Below are 15,580 nucleotides of genomic sequence, written 5' to 3' on the forward strand. Positions count from 1 at the left end.
CGGGCGACGCCACCGGGTGGGCGGGCGCCGCCACCGGGTGGGCGGGCGCCGCCGCGGGTCAGCCGCGCGGGACGCGGATCAGGCCCTCCTGGATGACCGTGATCGCCAGGCGGCCGTCCCGGGTGTAGATGCGGGCCTGGCCCAGGCCGCGGCCGCCCGACGAGGACGGGGACTCCTGGTCGTACAGGAGCCATTCGTCCGCGCGGAACGGCCGGTGGAACCACATCGCGTGGTCCAGGGACGCGCCCACCACGTCGCCGACCGCCCACCCGCCCCGCCCGTGGGCGAGCAGGACCGAGTCGAGCAGCGTCATGTCGGAGACGTACGTCGCCAGGCACACGTGCAGCAGCGGGTCGTCGGCGAGCTTGCCGTCGGTGCGGAACCACACCTGGGAGCGCGGCTCCCGGGGCGTGCCCGCCGTGCCGTACGGGGGTTCCTCGACGTACCGCAGGTCCACCGCCGCACGCGCCTCCAGCAGGCGGTCCAGGGCGTCCGGCGCCACGAAACGGTCCGCGTACCGGGGGAGCAGCTCGGCGCCCGTCGGCAGCGTCTCCGGGTCCGGCGCCGGCGGCATGTCCGTCTGGTGCTCCAGCCCCTCCTCGTACACCTGGAACGACGCCGACAGGTGGAAGATCGGCTGGCCGTGCTGGACCGCGACGACCCGGCGCGTGGTGAACGAGCGGCCGTCGCGGATCCGGTCCACGGTGTAGACGATCGGCGCGCCCGGGTCCCCCGGGCGCAGGAAGTACGCGTGCAGGGAGTGGGCGGGCCGGTCCGCCGGGACCGTGCGGCCGGCCGCGACCAGTGCCTGGGCCGCGACCTGGCCGCCGAAGACGCGCGGGACGATCGCCGCGCGGGACTCGCCACGGAAGATGTCCTGCTCGATCCGCTCCAGGTCGAGCAGGTCGAGCAGGTCGTCGAGCGGCTGCGCGCTTGCGGTCACCGGTGTTACAGGCCCATCGACTTGGCGATGATCGACTTCATGATCTCGCTGGTGCCGCCGTAGATGCGGTTGACGCGGTTGTCCGCGTACAGGCGGGCGATCGGGTACTCGTTCATGTAGCCGTAGCCGCCGTGCAGCTGGAGGCAGCGGTCGATGACGCGGTGGGCGACCTCGGTGCAGAAGAGCTTGGCGCTGGCGGCCTCGGCCGGGGTCAGCTCGTCCGCGTCCAGGGCCTCCAGGGCGCGGTCGGCGACGGCCTGCGCGGCGTCGACCTCGGCCTGGCAGGCGGCCAGCTCGAACTTGGTGTTCTGGAAGTGCGCGACCGGCTTGCCGAAGACCGTGCGGTCGGTCACGTACTGCTGCGCGAACCGGATCGCTGCCTTGGCCTGCGCGTACGCGCCGAAGGCGATGCCCCAGCGCTCGGAGGCGAGGTTGTGGCCCAGGTACGAGAAGCCCTTGCCCTCCTCGCCGAGCAGGTCCTCGGCCGGCACCTTCACGTCGACGAACGCCAGCTCGGCGGTGTCGGAGGTGCGCAGGCCCAGCTTGTCCAGCTTGCGCCCGACGGAGTAGCCCTCGGACTTGGTGTCGACGGCGAAGAGGGAGATGCCGAAGCGGCGGTCCTCCGCGGACGGGGCCGAGGTGCGGGCGCAGACGATCACGCGGTCGGCGTGGACGCCGCCGGTGATGAACGTCTTGGCGCCGTTGAGGACGTAGTGCGAGCCGTCCTCGGAGAGCTTCGCGGTGGTCTTCATGCCGGCGACGTCCGAGCCGGTGCCCGGCTCGGTCATCGCCAGCGCCCACATCTCCTCGCCGGAGACGAACTTCGGCAGGTACCGCTTCTTCTGCTCGTCGGTGGCGAGCATCTTGAGGTACGGCAGGGCGAGCAGGACGTGGACGCCGGAGCCGCCGAAGATGACGCCCGCGCGGGCCGTCTCCTCGTAGAGCACCGCCTCGAACTTGTGCGTGTCCAGGCCCGCGCCGCCGAACTCCTCGGGGACGTTGATGCCGAAGACGCCCAGCTCACCGAGCTTGTGGTAGAAGTCGCGCGGCGCCTGGCCGGCGGCGAACCACTCGTCGTAGACGGGGACGACCTCGGCCTCGATGAAGGCGCGGATGGTCTCCCGGAACGCCTCGTGGTCCTCGTTGAATACGGTACGGCGCACGAGCCGCCTCCTTCGGTTCCTGTCCTGGTCCGGCCGGTCACTCCGACGCTCCGGCATGTGCCTAAGCGCTTGCTCAGCCTGTGTCAGTCGAAGTTACTTACCGGTCACCCGGTCTGTCCAGACTCCGCGTCTGTGATCCAGAGCCCTTCCACGGAGTCGTACACGTACGCCGGCCTCCCTCGGGTCCCGCTCGTGCGGAAGGGCTTCCCGCCGTCCGTGATCCGCGCCGTCCCCGAACGGCCCCCGGCGCTCCACTCCAGCTCCAGGTACCAGCGGCAGTCGCAGCCCGCCGTCCGGGCGGAGACGAGCAGCTCCTCGGGATCGGAGGAGGTGACCTTGTAGGGGAAGGAGACGGCCGGGATCGTCCGGACCTCGGCGCCGGAGGCGTCGACGCCGTCGACGGGCCTCGCGAGCGGGCGCGGCCGGTCCAGGTCCACGGCGAAGTGGCGCGGGGTGACGGCGCCGCCGCAGCCGTTGTCCATCCGGTACGCGTTCCACGGCAGCGGAGCGGCCCGGTCGACCACGCGCACGTGCAGGGCCTGGAGGACGACGGCGTCGGACGGCGACCGGCCCTGGAGCGTGATCCGCACCAGCGCCTCCCCGCCGTGCACGGCACCGTGCGTCCCGGCCCACGCCCCGGAGTCGGCCGCGACCGGCGGCGGGGCGACCGCGCGGGGGGCCCGGTCCACGAGGTAGGTGTGCCCGCAGCCGCCCTGCCAGAGCTGGGAGCCGACGGTCCAGGTGAAGGGGAGGGGGGCCGCGGTCCGCCCCGGAGGGGTGGCAGCGGGAGCGGGAGCGGAAGCCGTACGGGTGGGGTTGCCGAGCAGGGCGGCGGCGAGGGCGAGCACGACGAGGGCGACGGCGGCGGCGACGAGGAGGGGAGCGGGGGCGACACGACGGGTGCGGGCGCGGGGCGCCTTGGGCGCGGTCGGTTCCGGGGCGGGGGTGGGGCCCGGTTCCGGCGCGGCCGGTTCCGGGCTCGGTTCCGCCGCGGCCGGGTTCGGTTCCGGCGCGGCCGGGTTCGGTTCCGGCGCGGCCGGCACAGGCGTACGCGAGGGCACGGGCGAGGCCGCTCGGCGGCGGGCGCGGTCCGCCTCCGTCCAGGCCGCCTCCAGGGCCCGCCGTTCCTCCTCGTCCGCCCCGCACAGCACGGCCAGGCGGTCGATCACGCCGAACTCCTCCGGGACGGTCGCGCCGGAGCAGTAGCGGTGCAGGGTGGACGCGCTGACGCTCAGGCGCCGGCCCAGCGCCTCGTAACTCCTCCCGTCCCGCGCCTTCAGCGCGCGCACCAGCCCCGCGAACTCCTCGACGGTGGCGTCCTTCGGCATTCCATCCCCCTCGACCCTGCGTCCCATCCTTCACGTCCTTGCACGTCAGCGGGGGTGGAATGGTTCCGGGACGGATGGTGGGCGTGTGATCGTTGCAGATGGCGGGCGCCGGCCCCACGCTGGTTGAGCACTGACCGAACGAACGAACGACCCGACGGGGGATCCACCGCCATGAACAAGCTCCGTACCGCACTCGCCACCGCCGCCGCTGCCGCCCTGGGTCTCGCGGCCCTCGCCACGGCCCCGGCGCAGGCCGCTGCCCAGCCCGGCTTCCTCACCGCCTCCGAGATGCCGAAGTCGTCGACGCCGTGGACCGCCTCCAAGGTCTTCGCCGGCGTCCCGGAGAACGGTGGCACCCTCTGCGCCCCGTACAAGATCCCGGCGCAGAACAGCAGCTACCGCGACTTCAGCAACGAGCTCGACGCCTACGGCGTCCAGATCACCAACGTCGCCCGCACCGAGGCCGACGCCGTGAAGCTGGTCGACACCCTGCGCAAGTCCCTCGCCGTCTGCGGCACCCAGCTGAAGCAGCAGAACCCGGGAATGCAGGCCGTCAGCGGCTACCACGGCAAGATCGCCGTCGAGGAGGGCGCCTGGGTCTACAGCCTGGACACCGCCGACCCGCGAGTCGGCAACAGCGACATCCACCTGTTCGCCGTCGGCCGCGACGGCCGCACCGTCACCCTCGTCCGCTGGGGCCAGATGGGCGACCTCAAGGACGCCCCGCTGACCGCCTTCCGCACCACGACGAAGACCGCCGTCAACAAGCTCCACTGACCGGGGGCTCCCCCGAGGGCCGACCACGGCACGACAGCGGCGCGGCCGGAACCCGGGCGCGCCGCTGTCGTGCCCACCCACCACGCCGGGGGCGGGGAGGGGCCGGCATGCTGCCGAGGTTCCGCACGGCCGATGTGCGGTCACCGCGCGAGGAACGAGAACTGACGCGAGACAGGGCTGGTCGAGGGGCAGGCGCCGCCGGTGGGTTCGGATCGGGGGCCGCTTCGCGCGCCGCGCCCATCCTTCACACCCCCCGCCGGGTCGGCTGGGCCATCCGGGAGGATCGACGTGACACGCCGCAAGCCGATGGGACTGGGCATTGCCGCCGCGGCGGTCCTGCTGTCCGCCGGCGCATGTACCGAAAGCCGGGAGGGTGCGAAAGCTTCGCCTTCCTCCGACGCCACCACCGCACGGGCCACGGCGCCGTCACCGACACCGCCTTCGGGTTCGGCCGCGTCGCCGTCGGTGCAGCAGCCGCCCGAGCTGGACGGCACCGAGAAGCTCGCCGGCCGTCAGCAGGTCACTCGTGGCAACGCCGGCTTCGCGTACGACAGCGGAGCCGAAGGCGACGCTCTGATCGTCGGCGTGCGCTGCGAGGGAGCGGGCACCATCCAGGTGAAGGTCGACGCGGTCGATGTCGTCTTCCCGGTCGAGTGCGGCTCCGGCAAGGTGAAGACCCTTCACCACCAGGTCGAGGTGGCGGGCGTGGAACGCGAGGGGACGGTGACCGTCCAGGCTCCGTCCACGGTGCAGTGGTCCATGACCGTCGGGCGAGGTGAGCCCGCCGCGCAGGAGCCGCCCGCGACGGACCGGCCGAGCTGACCACTCGGCGGTTCTCGCCGCCCGGGTCCGACCGGGCGGCGAGAACCGCTGCACAGGTGCGCGGGCCCGGGGCCACGCGGTTTCTCGGCGTCGGCGGCGCGGGTATGCCCTGTCCTGCCGCGCGCGGGTCACGCGGGCGGATCCGGCTTCGACGGAGGGGGCGTCAGTGGGGGCTTCAGCGGGGAACAGAGTGGCCGGCCTGGGGCGCGGTGCGGTGCGCGGCGACCACGCCGTCGTCAATCCGGCGCTGGGCACCGTGGCGCAGATGGCGAGGGGGTTCCTGTTGCTCATCTGGGGCGCCCTGCTCGTCACCACCCTCGTCAACCCCTCCGCGGTCGACGGGAACGCCGCCGTCGCGACCGCCGTGGTGGCCGCGGTGTACGCCCTGAAGTTCGGATGGCGACGGCTGACCCGTCCGCTCGGCGTCAACAGGTGCTACCTGTGCGCGGACGGCGTGGCCGTCACCGACCTGTTCGGGCGGATACGCGACTCGGTGGCGTGGAGCGAGGTGACCGGGGTGCGGCAGCAGGCGGTGGCGGGTCTCGTCGTGGCCTGCCACCGCGTCGAGATCCTCAGGGGCGCCGCCGCGCCCCTCTGGTTCGTGGCGCCGGGAGCCAAGCCCGCCCTGGTGCGGGCCCTGCTCGACGAGGGCAGGCGCAGCGGCGTCCTCCGGTGACCGCCCGTACGGACCCCGCCGGCGACTCCCGCACCGTGTGGCGCGCCGGTGCGCGGGGCGCGGGTCCTTCAGTCCGTGGGGGGCCGGCCTGCCTCCGGGGGCCCCGCCGCCCGCAGGGCGAACCAGAGCTCCATCCGCACGTCCGGGTCCTCCAGGTCCGTGTCCAGCAGTGCCGCGCAGCGGGCGACGCGCTGGCGGACGGTGTTGCGGTGCACGCCCAGCGCCGCCGCGGTGCGGTCCCAGCCTCCGTGCAGGGAGAGCCACACCCGCAGCGTCTCCACCAGGACGGGGGCGTCCAGCAGCGGGCCCAGCAGGGTGCGGGCGTGGGCCGCGGCCTCCTCGTCGTCCACCAGCGCGGCGAAGCCGCCCGCGCGGTGGCGGGCCAGCGGCCGGTGCGTGGGCTCGGCCCGGCGCAGCGCGCGGGCCGCCTGCGCGTCCGCCGCCGCCAGGGCCGCCGGCGCGGCCGGGGCGCTCACCCCCAGCGTCCACCCCGGGTACGCAGCCGCCTCCCGCCCGGCCGGCAGCAGCACCCGCACGGTCCGCGCCCGCGCCGGGCTCGCGGGGTCGGCTCCCTCCGGGCCGCCGTCCACCAGCGGGCTGCCCAGGGCGGGCGGCGGGGCCTGCGGGTCGGTGGACCGGGCGTGCACCACCGTCCACGGGGCCGCGCCGAGCAGCGGGGCCACGTCGGCGGGGTCGGCGCCCAGCAGGAGCCGTACCAGCGCCGCCGACCGGGTGGCCTCGTCGGCGCCCTGGTGGGGGGCGGTCAGCAGTGACAGCAGCACCATCGCGGTCTCGGCGATCCGCCGGTCCGCCTCCTCGTGCCGGGCCATGGCCAGGCCGAGCGTCAGCCCCTCCCGCCCGCTGCCCAGCGCGTACGCCACGAGCCGCGCCCCGCCGGGCCCGTCCGGCCCCTCCGCCGCCGACGCGGGCCGCCGTACCTCCGCGGCGGCCCCCGGTGACGGCCCGGCACCGCCCGTACCGCCCGTACCGCCTGCCGGGCGCCCCGAGTCCGCCGAACCTCCCGGGCGCCCCGAGTCCGCCGGACCCGCCGCGCCACCCGGGTCCGCCGAACCGGCCGCGCCCCCCGGGCCCGCCCCGCCCGTCACCACGCCCACCAGCCGGGCCAGCGCCGACGCCTCCCGGGGGCCGAGGGCGCGGCCGGCCGCCGCGTACTCGCCGCCGTCCGGCGCGTACAGCGCGGCCCGCCCGCCCAGGTGCGCCGCCAGCGCCCGCAGCACCGCCGGCACGGGGGCCGGGCGCGCCGCCGCCGCGGCCAGCGCCCGCTGGGCGTCCGCCACCCGGCGCAGCTCGTGGTGGCGGGCGTCCGCCATCAGCCGCCACACCGCCCGCGCCACCGCCGCGAACGTCGTCCCCGGCTCCACCTCGACCAGCGGCAGCCCGTGCCGCCCGCACGCCTCGACCAGGGCGCCCGGCACCGTGTCGTACACCGGCGTCACCCCGAAGCCCAGCGCCGCCGCGCCCGCCCGCGCGGCCCGCGCCACGAACCGCTCCGGGTCGTCGAGCTGCACGCCGGCCGTGAGCAGCAGCTCACCGCCGAGCAGGTAGGGGTACGGATCGGCCATCTCCGAGGTGTGCACCCAGTGCAGCTCGGCGGCCGGGTCCCCGGCGACCAGCCGCAGCCCCAGCTCCGCCCGGTCCAGCAGCGCCGCCAACCGGACCGGCGGCGCGAACGGCACCAGCGGCTCCACCATGGACGTTTCCTCCACTCCAGGACGCTCCGATGGAGGAAACGTACACTTCTGCCGGTCCGGCCGCGCCCGTACCGTCGTTCTCATGGGCGCCGTGCGACGGGCGGCGCGAGCGCAGGAAAGAAGGCACCCCACATGAGCAGCACCAGCGGCACGCCCCGCGGCCCCATCGACTCCTCCCGCGTCCCGCGCTACGCCGGCCCGGCCACCTTCGCCCGGCTGCCGCGCCTGGACGAGGTCGGCACCGCCGACGTCGCCGTCGTCGGCGTGCCCTTCGACTCCGGCGTCTCCTACCGCCCCGGCGCCCGCTTCGGCGGCAACGCCATCCGCGAGGCCTCCCGCCTCCTGCGCCCGTACAACCCGGCGCAGGACGCCTCCCCCTTCGCCCTCGCGCAAGTCGCCGACGGCGGCGACATCGCGGTCAACCCGTTCAACATCAACGAGGCCGTCGAGACGGTCGAGGCCGCCGCCGACGACCTCCTCGGCACCGGCGCCCGCCTGATGACCCTCGGCGGCGACCACACCATCGCCCTGCCGCTGCTGCGCTCGGTCGCGAAGAAGCACGGCCCGGTCGCCCTGCTCCACTTCGACGCCCACCTCGACACGTGGGACACCTACTTCGGCGCCGAGTACACCCACGGCACGCCGTTCCGCCGGGCGGTCGAGGAGGGCATCCTCGACACGGAGGCGCTCTCCCACGTCGGCACCCGCGGCCCCCTCTACGGCAAGCAGGACCTCACCGACGACGAGAAGATGGGCTTCGGCATCGTCACCTCCGCGGACGTCTACCGCCGCGGCGCCGACGAGGTCGCCGACCAGCTCCGCCAGCGCATCGGCGACCGCCCGCTGTACATCTCCATCGACATCGACTGCCTCGACCCGGCCCACGCCCCCGGCACCGGCACCCCCGAGGCGGGCGGCATGACCTCCCGCGAGCTGCTGGAGATCCTGCGCGGCCTCGCCTCCTGCAACCTCGTCTCGGCCGATGTCGTCGAGGTCGCCCCCGCCTACGACCACGCCGAGATCACCTCGGTCGCCGCGTCGCACACCGCGTACGAGCTGACCACGATCATGTCCCGGCAGATCGCCGCGGCCCGCGCGGCGGACGCGCAGTAGTCTCCGGGGACGGCGGGCCGGCCCGCGCCGGCCCGCCGCCGCGACCCCGCACCGAGCCGCCCGGAGACCGGATGACCCACGACCACGACCTGGTGCTGCGCCCCACCGCCGCGCAGACCGCCGCCGCGCTCGACCCCCCGCCCGGGCGGATCGGCGGCGACCTGGTCGTCGAGACCCTGCGCGGCCTCGGCGCGACCACCGTCTTCGGGCTGCCCGGCCAGCACGCGCTCGGCATGTTCGACGCGCTGCGCCGCTCCGACCTGGAGTACGTGGGCCTGCGCGTCGAGAACAACGCCGCGTTCGCCGCCGACGCCTACGGCCGGATCACCGGCGAGGCGGCGCCGCTGCTGCTGTCGGCCGGGCCGGGCGCCCTCACGGCGCTGCCCGCCCTCCAGGAGGCCGCCGCGGCCGGCGCCCCCGTGGTCGCCATCGGCGCACAGGTGCCGGTGCGCGGCATCGGCGGCGGCCGCCACGGCTACCTGCACGAGCTGCGCGACCAGCAGGCGTCCTTCCGCGACGTCGTGAAGTCCGTCCACCCGGTCCGCACGGCCTCCCAGATCCCCTCGGCCGTGGCCGCCGCCTGGGAGTCGGCGCTGACCGCCCCGCACGGCCCCGTCTGGGTGGAGATCCCGCAGGACGTGCTGACCGCCCCGGCCCGCCTGCCGGTGGTGACGGCCGTCGACGCCACCCCCCGCGACCTCGTGCCGCGCCCCGAGCTGACGGCCGTCGCCTCCGACCTCCTCACCCGCGCCGAACGCCCGGTGGTCATCGCCGGTGGCGGGGTCGTGCGGGCCGACGCCTCGGGCAAGCTTCGCGCGCTCGCCGAGCGGCTGTCGGCGCCCGTCGTGACGACCTTCGGCGGCAAGGGCGCCTTCCCGTGGGAGCACCCGCTGTCGCTGCGCTCCTGGCTGGAGGACCGGCACACCACCGAGTTCCTGGAGGACGCCGACGTCCTCCTCGTGGTCGGCTCCGGCCTCGGCGAGCTCTCCTCGAACTACCACACCTTCCGGCCGCGCGGCCGGGTCGTGCAGATCGAGGCCGACCTCGGCAAGCTGGAGTCCAACCACCCCGCCCTCGGCATCCACGCCGACGCCCGCCTGGCGCTGTCCGCCCTGCTGGAGACCGTCGGGGAGCGCCACGACCCGACCGCCGAGGAGCGCGTCCGCGCCCTGCTCGCGAAGGTGCGCGCCCGGATCGACGCGCAGGGCCTCGACCTGGAACAGGACGTCCTCGCCGCCGTCCGCCGCGCCCTGCCCGACACGTCGCCGAGCTTCTGGGACATGACGATCCTCGCGTACTGGGCGTGGTCGGCGTTCGACGCGCGGCGCCCCGGCGCCATGCACTCCGCCCAGGGCGCGGGCGGCCTCGGCTACGCCTACCCCGCCGCCCTCGGCGCCGCCGTGGCGGACCGCGGCAGGCCGGTCCTCGCGGTCTCCGGTGACGGCGGCGCCCTGTACTCGATCGCGGAGCTGGCGACGGCGCGCCAGCACGACCTGCCGGTGACGTGGCTCATCGTCGACGACGGCGGCTACGGCGTCCTGCGGGAGTACATGACGGACGCCTTCGGCGCCGCCACCGGGACGGAGCTGACCCGGCCCGACTTCGTCGCCCTCGCCGAGTCCTTCGGCGTGCCGGCGGTCCGTACGTCCCCGGAGGCGCTGGAGCGCGACCTGGCCGCGGCGCTCGCCGCCCCCGGCCCGTCGGTGGTCGTCCTGCCGGCGGTCCTGCGCCTGTTCGCCCCGACACACCTCGGCGGCGCCGCCCCGGGCACGGACTGACGCCGTCCGGGCCCCGGCGGGCACGGCGCCGTCCCCGGCGGGGGCGAAGCGCCGCGGCGGGGCACGGGTGGGCGCCGCCCCTCCCCGTACCCCGCCGCCCGCCGTGCGCGGGCGGGTGCCCGCGCCGGCTCACCAGATCGCCTCGACCCACTCCGGGTGGTCGATGAACGGGTTCCGGTTGTGCTGGTACGCGCTGTGGATGAGGTCGTTGCGCCGGCGCTCGAACGCGTCCGGCGGGTCCTCGTCGTTCCACCGCTTCAGCACGGAGAGCCGCCCGTGGTACGGGGCGCTGCCGTTGGTGACGGTGTCGTTGGGCTCCAGGTCCGGCCAGCCGTCGGTGCCCTCGTAGCGGACGGCCATGTACAGGATCATGCGGGCCACGTCGCCCTTGTCGGCGGCGCGCGGCTCGAAGGAGTTCGCGTCCGTGTAGCTGCCGGGGGCGCCGCTGACCGCGCTGCCGCCGAGGTCGAAGTCCTTGTTGCCGCGGATGGCGTTGACCTGGACGTCGGCGGGCCGCAGGTGGTGCAGGTCCGTGCCGGGGCCGGCGGAGGTGCCGAAGTCGCCGTGGGACTGCGCCCACACGTGCTCGCGGTTCCAGTCGCCGACGTCGCCGCCGTTGAGGGCCTTGCTGCGGGAGGCGCCGCTGTAGAGCAGGCGGACGTTGGCGCTGTTCGCCGGGTCCTGGTCCGTCTCCTTCAGGGCGGTCCAGACGGCCGAGTACGAGATCTTCGTCTGGTTGCGGATGATCCCGTGCAGGGCGCTCTTGAGGCTCGCGCCGGTCTTGCCGGCGGCGTTGGCGTAGTAGGTGTCGTCGTACGCGGCGACGGCGGCGGTGGCGGTCGCGCCCGCCGGGGCGGGCCGCTGGGCCGGGGCGGCCGTGGCCGCCGTGGCGCCGGGTACGCCCATACCGGTGAGGAGGGCGACGGCCAGGACGGGGACCGTCCAGCGCCGGGTGTTTCCGGCCGGGGAAGACGGCATGGGGGAGTCCTTTCCCGAGGTGGGGTCACGGGGGAACGGGCGGTTCGTCGAGCGCGGTCTACGCGGGTTGACGTGCGGTGAGGGGAGAGTGCCATGGACATGGCCACCGGCGCGTGAACGTCGTGCGGCGGTCGTGTGTCTTTGTCATGGACGTGTCGCAATGGCCGAGAATCGCCCGTACCGGGGAAAGCGGTGACAGGCCGGACCACCCTGGCCGGCAGGACGGAGCCGCTCCCGCCACGGTCCGCGGGCCCGAGCGAGGCGCCGATGGTCCTAGGCCGAAAGGAGGGACCTCGCCCGACCCGCCGCCCTCCGGGATGAAAATCGGACCCGTCCCTGTTGGTGCCTTCCGGTAGACCAGCGGAGACGGGAGGCGCGGAACGTGGTGTCGGCGGCGGGGGACCAGGAGCGCGAACCGGGGCGGAAACCGGAGCGGACGGCGGAACGGGGCTGGGCCGGGAGGCTCTGGCAGTACGCGTGGCGGCACCGGCTGGACGTCGTCCTCGCCCTCGGGTCGTCACTCGGCGGCATGGCCGTCATGGCGTTCGTCCCGCTCATCACCAAGATCGTCATCGATGACGTGATCGGCGGGGGCGACGGCTCCCTCGGCACGTGGATCGGCGTCCTGATCGGCGCCGCCGTCGCCGTGTACGCCCTCACCTACGTCCGCCGCTACTACGGCGGCCGCCTCGCCCTCGACGTCCAGCACGACCTGCGCACCGAGATGTACGCGACGATCACCCGGCTCGACGGGCGGCGCCAGGACGAACTCTCCACCGGGCAGGTCGTCGGCCGCGCCACCAGCGACCTCCAGCTCATCCAGGGCCTGCTGTTCATGCTCCCGATGACCCTCGGGAACGTCCTGCTCTTCCTCATCTCCCTCGGCGTCATGGCGTGGCTCTCCCCGCCCCTCACCCTCGTCGTCCTCGCCGTGGCCCCCGCCCTGTGGTTCATCGCCCGGCGCAGCCGCACCCGCCTCCACCCCGCCACCTGGTACGCCCAGGCGCAGGCCGGGCACGTCGCGGGGGTCGTCGACGGAGCGGTGACCGGCGTCCGCGTCGTCAAGGGCTTCGGCCAGGAGGAGCAGGAGACCGGAAAGCTCCGCGAGGCGAGCCGGACCCTGTTCGCCGGCCGGCTGCGCACCATCCGGCTGAACGCCCGCTACACCCCCGCCCTCCAGGCCGTGCCCGCGCTCGGCCAGGTCGCCATGCTCGCCCTCGGCGGCTGGCTGGCGACCCGCGGCGAGATCACCCTCGGCACGTTCGTCGCCTTCTCCACCTACCTCGCCCAGCTCGTCGGCCCGGTCCGCATGCTCGCCATGGTCCTCACCGTCGGCCAGCAGGCCCGCGCCGGCGCCGAACGGGTGCTGGACCTCATCGACACCGAGCCCGTCATCCGCGACGGCAGCCGCGCACTGGACCCCGACGCCCCCGTGGGCGTCGAGTTCGACGACGTCTCCTTCGGCTACGAGGAGGGGCGGCCCGTCCTCGACGGGTTCTCGCTGACCATCCGCCCCGGCGAGACCGTCGCCGTCGTCGGCGCCTCCGGCAGCGGCAAGTCCACCGTCTCGCTCCTCGTGCCCCGCTTCTACGACGCCACCGGCGGCACCGTCCGCGTCGGCGGCCACGACGTGCGCGAACTGACCCTCCACTCCCTGCGCGCCGCCGTCGGACTCGTACCGGAGGACAGCTTCCTCTTCTCCGACACCGTCCGCGCCAACATCGCCTACGGACGGCCCGACGCGACACCGGAGGAGGTCGAGGCCGCCGCCCGCGCCGCCCAGGCCCACGCGTTCGTCACCGCCCTCCCCGACGGGTACGACACCGCCGTCGGCGAACACGGCCTCACCCTCTCCGGCGGGCAGCGCCAGCGCATCGCCCTCGCCCGCGCCATCCTCACCGACCCCCGGCTGCTCCTCCTCGACGACGCCACCTCCGCCGTCGACGCCCGCGTCGAGCACGAGATCCACGAGGCGCTCCGGTCCGTGATGGCGGGCCGCACCACCCTCCTCATCGCACACCGGCGCTCCACCCTCGCCCTCGCCGACCGCATCGCCGTCCTCGACGGCGGCCGCCTCTCCGACATCGGCACCCACGACGAACTCCAGGCCCGCTCGCCGCTGTACCGGCGCCTCCTCACCGACCCCGACGGCCTCGGCGGCGTCTCGCCCGGCCACACCCCGCCCGCCGGCACCCCCGCCGACGAGGCCGACGACCACACCGTCCGGGACGAGATCGACGCCGAGTTCGACGCCGAACGCGGCATCACCCCCGCCTTGTGGGACCGCGACGCGGCCGGCCCCGGCCACGACGCCACCCCCGGCGCCACACCCGAACTGCTCGCCCAGGTCGCGGCGCTGCCCCCCGCCGACGACACCCCCGACGTCGACGAGGGCCGCGCGGTACGCCCCGAGGAGTCCTACGGGCTGCGCCGGCTGCTGCGCGGCTTCGGCCTGCCGCTCCTTTTCAGCCTGCTGCTCGTGGCGGTCGACGCCGGCATGGGCCTGCTGCTGCCCGTGCTGATCCGGCACGGCATCGACGAGGGCGTCACACAGCTCGCGCTCGGCGCGGTCTGGGCGGCGTCCGCGCTCGCCCTGCTGACGGTCGCCGTGCAGTGGGCGGCCCAGTCCGGCGAGGTCAGGATGACCGGGCGGACCGGCGAACGCGTCCTCTACGCGCTGCGCCTGAAGATCTTCGCCCAGCTCCAGCGGCTCGGGCTCGACTACTACGAGCGCGAGCTGACCGGGCGCATCATGACCCGGATGACCACCGACGTCGACGCCCTGTCGACGTTCCTCCAGACCGGGCTCGTCACCGCCTTCGTCTCCGTGGTCACCTTCTTCGGGATCATGGTCGCCCTCGTCGTCATCGACGTGGAGCTCGCCCTCGTCGTCTTCGCCACGCTGCCCCCGCTCGTCGTCGGCACCGCCTTCTTCCGGCGGGCCAGCGTCCGGGCGTACGAACTGGCCCGCGAGCGGATCAGCGTCGTCAACGCCGACCTCCAGGAGTCCGTGGCCGGCCTGCGGATCGTGCAGGCCTTCCGCGGGGAGCGGTCGGGCGCCGCCCGGTTCACCGAGCGCAGCCTCGCCTACCGCCAGGCGCGGGTGCGCGGCCAGTGGCTGATCTCCGTGTACTTCCCCTTCGTGCAGCTGCTGTCGTCGCTCGCCGCCGCCGCGGTCCTCGTCGTCGGCGCCGGCCGCATCGAGGCGGGCACCCTCACGGCGGGCGCCCTCGTCGCGTACCTCCTCTACATCGACCTGTTCTTCGCGCCCGTGCAGCAGCTGTCGCAGGTCTTCGACGGCTACCAGCAGGCGTCCGTGTCGCTGGGCCGCATGCAGGAGCTGCTGCGCGAGCCCACCTCCACCGCCCCCGCGGCCGACCCCCGGCCGGTGCGCGCCCTCAAGGGCGAGATCGCCTTCGAGGACGTGTCGTTCGCCTACGGCGGCGACGAGCCGGCCCTCACCGGGATCGACCTGCGCATCCCCGCCGGGCAGACGGTCGCCTTCGTCGGCGAGACCGGCGCCGGCAAGTCGACGCTCGTGAAGCTGGTCGCGCGGTTCTACGACCCGACGGCCGGCCGCGTCACCGCCGACGGCACCGACCTGCGGGAGCTGGACCTCACCGCGTACCGCCACCGCCTCGGCGTGGTGCCGCAGGAGGCGTACCTCTTCCCCGGCACCGTGCGCGACGCCATCGCCTACGGGCGGCCCGGCGCGAGCGACGCCGAGGTGGAGGCCGCGGCCCGCGCGGTCGGCGCCCACGACATGATCGCCACCCTCGACGGCGGCTACCTGCACGAGGTCGCCGAGCGCGGCCGCAACCTCTCCGCGGGCCAGCGGCAGCTGATCGCCCTGGCGCGGGCCGAGCTCGTCGACCCGGACGTGCTGCTGCTCGACGAGGCGACCGCGGCGCTCGATCTGGCGACGGAGGCGCAGGTCAACCAGGCCACCGACCGGCTGGCGGGCCGCCGTACGACCCTCGTCGTCGCCCACCGCCTCACCACGGCGGCCCGCGCCGACCGCGTCGTCGTCATGGACGGCGGGCGCGTCGCCGAGGACGGCACCCACGACGAGCTCCTCGCCCGTGACGGCCACTACGCGCGGCTGTGGCGCACCTTCACCGGCGAGGCCGACCCGGAGCCCCGCCCCGAGCCGGAACGCGTCGCCTGACGGCGGGGGCCCCCGGGCCCCGCGCCCTGGGGGAGGGGGCGACTGAGTACGCGGCCGCGCCGCACCGGGTACGCGCGCTCATGCCCCGGCCGCGCCGACGCGCTGGAATCGGGGCATGAGCG

General features: G+C 75.1%; 11 protein-coding genes. 6 read left to right on the forward strand and 5 right to left on the reverse strand.

The window, feature by feature from the left end; all coding sequences use genetic code 11:
• Positions 1-58: 58 nt before the first annotated feature.
• From LPA54_RS27865 to LPA54_RS27875, 3 genes are all read right to left on the reverse strand, one after another.
• Entirely contained in the window at positions 59-943 is an 885-nt protein-coding gene (locus LPA54_RS27865; RefSeq protein WP_228982703.1) for an acyl-CoA thioesterase II, read from the reverse strand.
• A 5-nt stretch (positions 944-948) separates the two neighbouring features.
• Positions 949-2,106 carry an acyl-CoA dehydrogenase family protein gene (locus tag LPA54_RS27870; RefSeq protein WP_228982704.1) on the reverse strand — a complete coding sequence of 386 codons (1,158 nt, stop codon included), beginning with the start codon at positions 2,104-2,106 and terminating at the stop codon, positions 949-951.
• 104 nt (positions 2,107-2,210) lie between these two features.
• Positions 2,211-3,434, reverse strand: coding sequence for a helix-turn-helix transcriptional regulator (locus LPA54_RS27875; protein ID WP_228982730.1), 1,224 nt, complete (start codon positions 3,432-3,434; stop codon positions 2,211-2,213).
• Positions 3,435-3,605: 171 nt separating this feature from the next.
• Between LPA54_RS27875 and LPA54_RS27880 the strand changes: the two genes are divergently transcribed.
• From LPA54_RS27880 to LPA54_RS27890, 3 genes are all read left to right on the forward strand, one after another.
• On the forward strand, positions 3,606-4,211 hold the full coding sequence (locus LPA54_RS27880) for a hypothetical protein (protein ID WP_228982705.1): 606 nt from the start codon (positions 3,606-3,608) through the stop codon (positions 4,209-4,211).
• Positions 4,212-4,676: 465 nt separating this feature from the next.
• Positions 4,677-5,033 (forward strand): hypothetical protein, encoded by a 357-nt coding sequence (locus LPA54_RS27885; protein ID WP_228982706.1) that lies wholly within the window; start codon positions 4,677-4,679, stop codon positions 5,031-5,033.
• Between the two features lie 190 nt (positions 5,034-5,223).
• On the forward strand, positions 5,224-5,709 hold the full coding sequence (locus LPA54_RS27890) for a hypothetical protein (protein WP_228982709.1): 486 nt from the start codon (positions 5,224-5,226) through the stop codon (positions 5,707-5,709).
• 68 nt (positions 5,710-5,777) lie between these two features.
• Here the strand turns inward: LPA54_RS27890 and LPA54_RS27895 are convergent, their stop codons facing one another.
• Positions 5,778-7,421 carry a PucR family transcriptional regulator gene (locus LPA54_RS27895; protein WP_228982710.1) on the reverse strand — a complete coding sequence of 548 codons (1,644 nt, stop codon included), beginning with the start codon at positions 7,419-7,421 and terminating at the stop codon, positions 5,778-5,780.
• 132 nt (positions 7,422-7,553) lie between these two features.
• Here LPA54_RS27895 and speB point away from each other — a divergent pair, with 132 nt between their 5' ends.
• Both speB and LPA54_RS27905 read left to right on the forward strand, forming a co-directional pair.
• Complete coding sequence (gene speB / locus LPA54_RS27900; RefSeq protein ID WP_228982711.1) at positions 7,554-8,534, forward strand: agmatinase; 981 nt, start codon at positions 7,554-7,556, stop codon at positions 8,532-8,534.
• Positions 8,535-8,605: 71 nt separating this feature from the next.
• Positions 8,606-10,312, forward strand: coding sequence for a thiamine pyrophosphate-binding protein (locus tag LPA54_RS27905; RefSeq protein ID WP_228982712.1), 1,707 nt, complete (start codon positions 8,606-8,608; stop codon positions 10,310-10,312).
• Positions 10,313-10,441: 129 nt separating this feature from the next.
• On the opposite strand, the gene LPA54_RS27910 is transcribed toward LPA54_RS27905, so the two are convergent.
• The gene (locus LPA54_RS27910) at positions 10,442-11,290 is read right to left on the reverse strand and encodes an endonuclease I family protein (RefSeq protein ID WP_228982716.1); all 849 of its coding nucleotides are present in this window, start codon (positions 11,288-11,290) and stop codon (positions 10,442-10,444) included.
• 382 nt (positions 11,291-11,672) lie between these two features.
• Here LPA54_RS27910 and LPA54_RS27915 point away from each other — a divergent pair, with 382 nt between their 5' ends.
• Positions 11,673-15,458, forward strand: coding sequence for an ABC transporter ATP-binding protein (locus LPA54_RS27915; protein ID WP_228982718.1), 3,786 nt, complete (start codon positions 11,673-11,675; stop codon positions 15,456-15,458).
• Positions 15,459-15,580: the final 122 nt, after the last annotated feature.

It is taken from the genome of Streptomyces sp. DH12 (genome assembly GCF_020873895.1).
Classification (GTDB): Bacteria; Actinomycetota; Actinomycetes; order Streptomycetales; family Streptomycetaceae; genus Streptomyces.